The organism is Oscillibacter sp. (genome assembly GCF_040505565.1).
In the GTDB taxonomy this organism is placed as follows: domain Bacteria; phylum Bacillota; class Clostridia; order Oscillospirales; family Oscillospiraceae; genus Oscillibacter.
Window position 1 is genome coordinate 70015 of sequence record NZ_JBEUWZ010000019.1, and the last position, 6472, is coordinate 76486.

A 6472-nucleotide genomic window follows, 5' to 3' on the forward strand; every position below is an offset into this window, starting at 1 on the left:
GCCAGTCCGCCGTTTTACCGGGAATAGACCTCCGGCTTCAGCACGCCAATGTAGGGAACGTTTCGATACTGCTGGCAGTAATCCAGCCCATAGCCCACAACAAACTCGTCGGGCACCACGAATCCCGCCATGTCTGCGGTGATCGCCTTAATCCGGCGAGAGGGCTTATCTAGCAGGGTCACGATGGTGATGGAGGCAGCTCCCCGGGTCTTGAAATACTCGCTGAGGAACGCCAGCGTGCTGCCGGAGTCCAGAATATCCTCCACCACAATGAGATTGCGCCCCGTGATATCCTGCTGGATGTCGTGGACGATTTTCACCCGTCCGGAGGACGCCGTGGCGTTTTCATAGGAGCTGACGGCGATAAACTCAACATCGCTCTTCACCTGACAGGCCCGGACCAAATCCGACATAAACACGAAGGACCCCTTCAGAACGCCCAGAAACAGCGGATTCTTTCCCTCAAACCGCTGATACAGTTCCTCGCCCATCTCCGCAATGCGGGCCTTGATCTGCTCCTCCGTCACCAGAATCTTGAGGATGTCAATTTCCATCTCGCTTTTCATATTGTTTCTCCCTCTGCATAAAATGTCACCTGCGCACCGGCCTCTCCGGCGGCAAAATCGAGATCCACACCCAGATAAGGCGCGGCAACGGGCCGCTCCCCCAGCCGCAGCACCGGCAGTCCGTCCCTTACGCCGGGCGGGACGCCCGCGTCGGCCCACAGCCGCTTCATCGTTCGCCTTCCCCGGCCCCCCGGCAATTTCATGCGGTCGCTGGAACGCCAGGCGGTCACCTCCAGCGGCCCGGGCAGGGACAGGCGGTAGGAGAATTCCCCCTTCACCCCGCTGTTCAGTGCCACGCGCCACGCACCGAAACGCACCGTCTCGCCCTGCGTGAGCTTCACCGCCTCCGGCACGGGCGGCGCCTTGAAAATCTCCAGCGCCGCTCCACTGTTTCGGGCAAGCAGACCATAGGGCAAGGAACACTCCCCGCCCTTTTCCAGCGCCAAAGCGGCTTTCACATGGGCGGCGGACAAGTCTCTGCGGTGTCCGCAGGCCCTTTCCATCAGTCCCAGAACCGCCCGGCCCCGGACGGCCTCCGGTACAGAGCGCAGGGCAGCCCACCTCAGCGAGGCACGGCCCTGGGACTCTTCCGCCCGGACCAGCAATTCCTCAGCCAACGCATCCAGCGCCGCATCCTCCGCTGCCAGGAGTCCGGCGGCGCGGGCCATATTTTGGGCCGCTTTCGGGTTAAGCTCCCGCAGGATGGGCATGACCTTGTGCCGCAGCAGATTCCGCGCCGCGCCGTCCTCCCGGTTCGTCTCATCCTCCACATGGGGCAGGCCATGGGCGGAGGCGTAATCCTCCAGCGACCCCCGGGTGGTCTCCAAAAACGGGCGGTACACGTTTCCCCGCACGGCGGGAATCCCAAGTCCGGCGGAGCCGGTGCCCCGGCAAAGGTTCAAAAGCATGGTTTCCGCGTTGTCGTCAGCATGGTGGGCAGTCAGGATGGCAGTACTGCGCCGCAGCACCACGGTCTCTTCCAGAAATTCATACCGCAGCCGCCGGGCGGCTTCCTCAACGGAAAGGCCGTCCCGCGCCGCCAGTGCCCGGGTATCGCCTCGGCCGGACGCAAACGGGATGCCCCGTGCCCCGCAGTATTCCCGGACGAACGCCTCGTCCCGGTCCGCAGCCCCGCCCCGCAGACAGTGGTTGAAGTGAGCCGCGGCAACGCCAATGCCCCGGCCCGCCGCCCAGCGAACGGTAAAATCCAGAAGACACATGGAGTCCAGTCCTCCGGACACCGCGCACAAAAGCTCCGTCCCGGCCGCGGAAAAGTGCGCCGTCAGAAATTTTTCAGCGGATGGAAGCTCATTCATCTTCGTCGTATCGCGTCTCCAGCGTGCCGAACATGGTGTATTCCGGCACCCACTTGAGCTCTACCTTTCCGGTTTCTCCGTGACGGTTTTTCGCCACGATGCACTCGGCGATATTGCGCTTTTCGGAATCCTCATTATAATAATCGTCCCGGTACAAAAAGAGAACGATATCCGCATCCTGCTCGATGGCGCCGGATTCGCGGAGATCGGACAGCATGGGCCGCTTGTCGTCCCGTTTTTCGTTGGCACGGCTGAGCTGGCTCAGGCACAGGACCGGCACGTCCAGCTCCTTGGCCATGATCTTCAAGGTCCGGGAGATATCGGAAACCACCTGCTGGCGGTTCTCACCGCCGTAGCCCTTGCCTCCGGCGGAGGTCATCAATTGCAGATAGTCGATGACCACCAGGCCCAGATTCTCAAGTCTGCGGCACTTTGCGTTCATATCCGCCACGGACAAAAGCGGGTTGTCATCGATGCGGATATCCACCCGGTTCAGCACCGTGACGGCGTCCGCAATCTTCTCCCAGTCGGTCTCCCGCAAATCGCCGGTACGCAGACGGTTGTTCTCTACCAGCGCTTCGGCGGAGAGCAGCCGCATCACCAGCTGCTCTTTGGACATCTCCAGCGAGAAGACCGCCACGGTCGTCTCCGTCCCCTTGGCCACGTTCAACGCCATATTCAGCGCCATGGAGGTCTTGCCCATGCCGGGCCGGGCCGCCAGCAAAATCAGATCGGACTTGTTCAGGCCTGTAAGCTTTGTATCCAGCATAGAAAGGCCCGTGGACAGCCCCGGCAGCCCCGACGGGGACTCGCTCATTTCACTGAGCCGATCCAGCACGTCCGGCAACACCTGCCGCACAGAGACCATGCTCTGGGCCCCCTGGCCCCGGCGGATGGCGAAAATCTTCTGCTCCGCCGCCTCCAGCGTGGCGGCGGCCTCGCCGCCGCCCTCCTGTACCATGGCGGTGATTTCCGACGCCGCCTGAGCCACCGCCCGCAAGAGCGCCTTGTTCCGGACGATGGCGGCGTACTCCATCACGTTGGCCGCGGTGGGCGTAATCTCCATCAGCTGGGCCAGATACGCACGGGTGGTATTTTCGTCGTAGATGCCGCTTTTCTGCATCTCCTCCGCCACCGTGATGCCGTCGATGGGCCTGGCATAGGTAAACATGGAGCAGATGGTCTCAAAGATCTCCCGGTTCTGGCGGAGGTAAAAATCCTCCGGCCGCAGCTTATCCACGACCTCTTTCACGCAGTCCGGGTCGATCAGGATGGAACCCAGCACCGCCTGCTCCCCCTCCAGGGAGTGGGGCATCTGCCGCAGCAGCAAATCTTCGACAGCCATGGAAAATCACCTCCGGGAATGTTCTGGATTCATTGACGCACCGTCATTTTTTCTCTGGATCTTATATGGAATGTCTCTGCGCCGGAATACGTGAGCGGGCGCGCTTATTTTTCCTCGTAGACGGACACGAACACTGTCCCGGTCACTTCAAAGCCCAGCTTCGCCTTGACCTGATAGCTGCCGAACGCCTTAATGGGATCCTCCAGCACCAGCTTCTGCTTGGGGATTTCCACATTGTACTGCTTCATCAGTCCCTCGGAAATCTCCTTGGTAGTGACGGCGCCGAACAGCCGCCCGCCGCTGCCGGCCTTGGCGGTGATCTTCACCATGCACTCCTTCAGTTTTTCCACCGTGGCCTCTGCCTCGGCCTTCTGACGCTGCTCCTCGGCCCTGCGCGCCTTCTCCTTCAGGTTCATGGTATTGATGGCATCCGCCGTAGCGGCGGCGGCCAGCTTGCGGGGCAGAAGGAAGTTCCGGGCGTAGCCCTCGGAGACCTCCACCATCTGGCCCTTCTTTCCCTGGCCCTTTACGTCCTGCAGCAAAATCACTTTCATTGGTACATCTCCTTATTTGTTCATCCCATGGGAATCTCTATTATTTTTCCAGATATGCGTCGATAGCCGCCATAAGCTGCTCCCGCACCGTTTCCGGATCACTGTTTTCAACACGTCCACCCGCGGTAGTGGAATTTCCACCGCCGCCCAGCGTCTCCAGAATCACCTGCACGTTGATGTCTCCCAAAGACCGGGCCGACATCAACACGCCGTCTCCGTCCCGATAGACCACGAATGATGCCTTCACACCCTTCAACGTCAGCAGCTCGTCGGCTGCCTGAGCGGCGGCGACCCGCTCCACGCCATCTTCCTGTACCGCAGCGATGGCAATATCGTCCCGGTACATCTCCGCCTGACGGATAACGTCATACCGGGAGACCATTTCAACCAGATCGCTCTGGAACAGCTTTTGAATGTCGCTGGTATCCGCTCCGGCCCGGCGCAGAAACGCCGCCGCCTCGAACGTTCTCCCTCCGGTGCGCATGGAAAAATGCTTTGTATCCAGTACGATGCCCGCCAGCAGCGCCTCGGCCTCCTCGCCCAGCAGATCGCTGGGTTCCACCAGATACTGCAAAAGCTCCGTCACCAGCTCCGAGGCGGAGGACGCATAGGGCTCGTGGAAATTCAGCGCTGCGTTTTCGATGTAGCTGGCGGCCCGGCGGTGGTGATCGATGACCGCCACCCGGTTGCAGGACTCCAGCAGCACCGGGCTTTCCACGAAGTCCGGTCGGTTGGTATCCACCACGATCAGTAATGCCCCCGGCTGCATCCGCAAAAGGGCCTCGCTGCCGCTGATAAACACGTCGGTGTACTCCGGCCGTGCCCGCAGCTTTTCCAGCACGGCCTCCGCCGCGTTGTGATTCAGGTCGATGACCACCTGAGCCCGCTTACCCAGTTTCCGCGCGGCGCAGCAAAGGCCCGTCGCCGCGCCCACGGTGTCCATGTCCGCAAAGCTGTGTCCCATAATAAAAATCTGCTGGGCGTCATCCATCAACTCACTGAGGGCATTGGCCATGACCCGGGACTTCACCTTGGTGCGTTTTTCCGTGCTCTTGGTTCGTCCGCCGTAGAACTCAAAGTCCAGTTTGCCCCGAACCACCGCCTGATCTCCGCCGCGGCTGAGGGCCATCTCCAGTGACAGCGAGGCATTTTTATAAAGCTCCGCCATGCCGTCGGCATCCCTGCCCACGCCGATGGAGAGCGTGGGATGGGAATTTTCTCCGCCGATCTCGCGCATCGTATCCAGCACGGAGAACTTCTCCCCCACCAAACGGGCGTAATCCCGATTCTCCATCAAAAGAAGATAGCGATCCCGGTTCGTTTTTACCAGCATTCCCGAATCCGCCGCCCATCGGCTCAGCCTTTCGTCGATCTGCGCCTGAATGGCGCTGCGCTGCGCTTCGCCGCTGACCTTCATCAGGTCCTCGTAGTTATCCACGTTCAAAATCGCCACCACGGGCCTGGAGGTCTCAAACTTCTCCCGCATGGCGTCGTACTCCGTGGTATCCACCCAGTAGGTGGTGGCCACCAGATTCTGTGTGCCGTCCCGGTCTCTGGCCCGGACGAGACTGCCGTACACCCGGAAACGGCGGTTGTTCATTACCACCCGGCCCGGGCATTCCTGCTTTCCCTCCAGCAGCCACTCCATCGGCAGGTCCGGCACCGTATCCTCCACCTTGATCTCAAACAGGTGCTCCCGTACCCCCGCCAGCTGCAAAAAATCTTCGTTGCTCCAGATGACCTCGCCTGTGTCAGGCCGGAAGACCATGATGGGCAGGGGCGAATTGATGAGTGTGGATTTGCTGGCGGCGTCCACACTGCCGGTCAGGCTGTTGATATACTGCAAAATCCCCTGCTTCCGCTTTTTGGTGCTGGAGCGGAAAAAGCAGTACATCGCTATTGTGACTGCGGCCTCAGCTGCCGCCAGCATGGGCTTGAAGGGGACGGCGGCCACAGAAAATAACAGCATACACAGGAAATAGAGTTTCAGGTTCGGTTCCAGCAGCCGAGAAAATTTTTTATTCATGTTGATTGATCTCCTCCGGCGCACCGCGCCGCCTGCTAATGCGAATACATACTGATAGATTTTATTAGTATACCACCCCTTCTCTTTTCGGGCAACATTTTTTCGTTTTGGGTTTTGGCATCTTGGGCGTCTCGTGAATTGATTTCATAGCGGCCATCTGACGTCGGGCGAAACGGTTATGGACGCAACCATCATCAATGCGCCCAACTCCACGAAAAGTGCAGAAAAACGCGCGGCCCTGAAATGCGCCAGTCGAAAGAGAGCGCGGGTATAGGGACTATTTCGCAGAGTGTGCAAAACCCTAGCCGACTCATTTTGGACATTTTCCGACATTTTTGTCAGTTCTTTCATGCCTTTTTCATTCGTTTTTAATTTTTGTTTGGCTGACTTAATAGCAGGGGCTTGCAACTTTCTAAAAAGTGTGTCATAATAATTACTCAAACTATCGACAATGTTGAGCAATAAAATACGGAGGGTTATCGAAGTTGTCATAACGGGGCTGATTCAAAATCAACACGGTTTGCTACCCGTCTAAGAGCCGCAAACCCGCATGAATCAAGGACTATTCGGCATCTTGGTTTCGTGAATTTGAGGTGTACGCTCACAGTTTGCTCACAGTTTGCTCACAGTTTGCTCACAGTTTGCTCACAGTTTGCTCACAGTTT

General features: G+C 59.0%; 5 protein-coding genes. All 5 read right to left on the reverse strand.

Going from position 1 to position 6472, the window contains the following annotated elements; genetic code table 11:
• Positions 1-14: 14 nt before the first annotated feature.
• The 5 genes from hpt to ABWQ15_RS10420 all read right to left on the reverse strand — a co-directional run bounded on the left by hpt (position 15) and on the right by ABWQ15_RS10420 (position 5807).
• On the reverse strand, positions 15-566 hold the full coding sequence (gene hpt / locus ABWQ15_RS10400) for a hypoxanthine phosphoribosyltransferase (RefSeq protein ID WP_353908705.1): 552 nt from the start codon (positions 564-566) through the stop codon (positions 15-17).
• Entirely contained in the window at positions 563-1882 is a 1320-nt protein-coding gene (gene tilS, locus ABWQ15_RS10405) for a tRNA lysidine(34) synthetase TilS (protein ID WP_353908706.1), read from the reverse strand. Before tilS ends, hpt begins: the two co-directional genes overlap by 4 nt.
• Positions 1875-3227 carry a replicative DNA helicase gene (dnaB, locus tag ABWQ15_RS10410; RefSeq protein ID WP_353908707.1) on the reverse strand — a complete coding sequence of 451 codons (1353 nt, stop codon included), beginning with the start codon at positions 3225-3227 and terminating at the stop codon, positions 1875-1877. The genes tilS and dnaB overlap by 8 nt, the downstream gene beginning before the upstream one ends.
• Positions 3228-3331: 104 nt before the next feature.
• Complete coding sequence (gene rplI / locus ABWQ15_RS10415) at positions 3332-3781, reverse strand: 50S ribosomal protein L9 (protein WP_353908708.1); 450 nt, start codon at positions 3779-3781, stop codon at positions 3332-3334.
• A 40-nt stretch (positions 3782-3821) separates the two neighbouring features.
• Entirely contained in the window at positions 3822-5807 is a 1986-nt protein-coding gene (locus ABWQ15_RS10420; protein WP_353908709.1) for a DHH family phosphoesterase, read from the reverse strand.
• Between the last annotated feature and the right edge of the window lie 665 nt (positions 5808-6472).

Excerpts from the sequence above, each read along its gene's own strand:
- hpt (WP_353908705.1), bottom strand. The coding sequence starts at position 566 with ATGAAAAGCGAGATGGAAATTGACATCCTCAAGATTCTGGTGACGGAG.
- tilS (WP_353908706.1), bottom strand. The coding sequence starts at position 1,882 with ATGAATGAGCTTCCATCCGCTGAAAAATTTCTGACGGCGCACTTTTCC.
- dnaB (WP_353908707.1), bottom strand. The coding sequence starts at position 3,227 with ATGGCTGTCGAAGATTTGCTGCTGCGGCAGATGCCCCACTCCCTGGAG.
- rplI (WP_353908708.1), bottom strand. The coding sequence starts at position 3,781 with ATGAAAGTGATTTTGCTGCAGGACGTAAAGGGCCAGGGAAAGAAGGGC.
- ABWQ15_RS10420 (WP_353908709.1), bottom strand. The coding sequence starts at position 5,807 with ATGAATAAAAAATTTTCTCGGCTGCTGGAACCGAACCTGAAACTCTAT.